A 1,569-nucleotide genomic window follows, 5' to 3' on the forward strand; every position below is an offset into this window, starting at 1 on the left:
GCTAACTTAAAAGCTAGAAATGAAAAAATTATGATGGCAACTGAAATTTTGAATTTGGGCAATACCGTTAGAGTCAGAAATCAAAAGGGCATTGCCACAAAGAGCGCTTCTGAAATCAAAGCAGCCACTTCAATTTTCGATCAAATTAATGCTCTAATTGAGACATCTGAAAAAGTAACAACACAAGAGTACAATTTGGAACAACTTAAGGCGGTATTAAGTGCAAGTGAAACCTATCGATCAAATATGAACAAAATGGCAGTCTTGTTTGATGAAATGGTCGTCACAGGTAATCAACGTATTGAAAAGGGTAATATTCTAACCGATTTAGCCATGACCATCGCCCAAGATGGCATGAAAGATACCAGTAACAGCGCATCAGAAACAATTTCTGCTGTGAACGCAACAACACAAGTTTTAATTTATGGTTTTATATTTGCACTTATCATTGGTGTATTCTTCAATGTCTACATTGTAAGGAGTTTGGTGAGGGGCATAAACAAGGTTACAATGGCGGCTCAGACACTAGCAACTGGAGACGTGGAAGTAGAACTTGTTTCTGATAGCAAGGATGAGGTCGGTGTCATGACATCCGCTTTTATAGAGATGGTAACCAATATTAGGGAACAGGCTAAGATTGCAAAATTGATTGCAGATGGTGATCGCAATATCACAGTAAATATCAAATCTGATAAAGATGTACTCAACCAAAACTTACGCAGTGCTGTAGAAAGCTTGAACTTATTACTTGGTGAAACTGATCAATTAACACAGGCTGTCTTAAAAGGGGACCTAAAGCAACGCGGTAGAGAAGGGGTATTGTCTGGCGTTTGGAACGATCTTATTGTTGGCATAAATCAATTGATTGATGCTTTTGTCGCACCAATTAACGTTACCAATGCATATATTACAAATTTGGGTGATGGTATTATTCCTGAGAAAATTTCCGATACCTACTATGGTGATTTCAACAATATTAAGATCAGCATCAACAAATGTATTGATGGCATCAGTGAACTCGTGGCTGATACGAATACCTTAATAGATGCCGCTAAGAATGGTGATTTAAAATATAGAGCAGATGAAAGCAAGCATCTCGGTGACTATAAGAAAATTGTTGTTGGTGTAAACGAAACCCTTGACGCAGTAATTGAACCTGTTGTTGAAGCAGCAAGTGTTTTATCTGAAATGGCTGAAGGCAATTTGAATGTGAAGGTTAAGGGTAACTATAAAGGTGACCACGCTGCAATTAAAAATGCACTTAATGATACAATTGATGCACTTGTGAGCTATATCAACGAAATTTCATATGTCTTATCAAAAATGAGCAGTGGAGACTTCACTGCAAATGTAAGAATAGATTTTAAAGGAGACTTTATCGCGATTAGAAAAGCACTTGAAGAAATATTGGAATCCTTTAACGCTGTACTTGGTGAAATTGGTATATCAGCTGATCAAGTTAGTACCGGGGCAAATCAAGTCAGCTCATCCTCTCAAAGTCTATCACAAGGCTCGACAGAGCAGGCAAGTGCAATAGAAGAAATCACAACTGCGATAACCCAAGTTGCA

At 37.8% G+C, this 1,569-nt stretch carries 1 protein-coding gene; it reads left to right on the forward strand.

The features are described from left to right. On the forward strand, positions 1-1,569 hold a 1,569-nt coding region (locus tag AC220I_RS22385; protein WP_486726086.1), incomplete at both ends, for a HAMP domain-containing protein.

Source organism: Fusibacter sp., assembly GCF_057447755.1.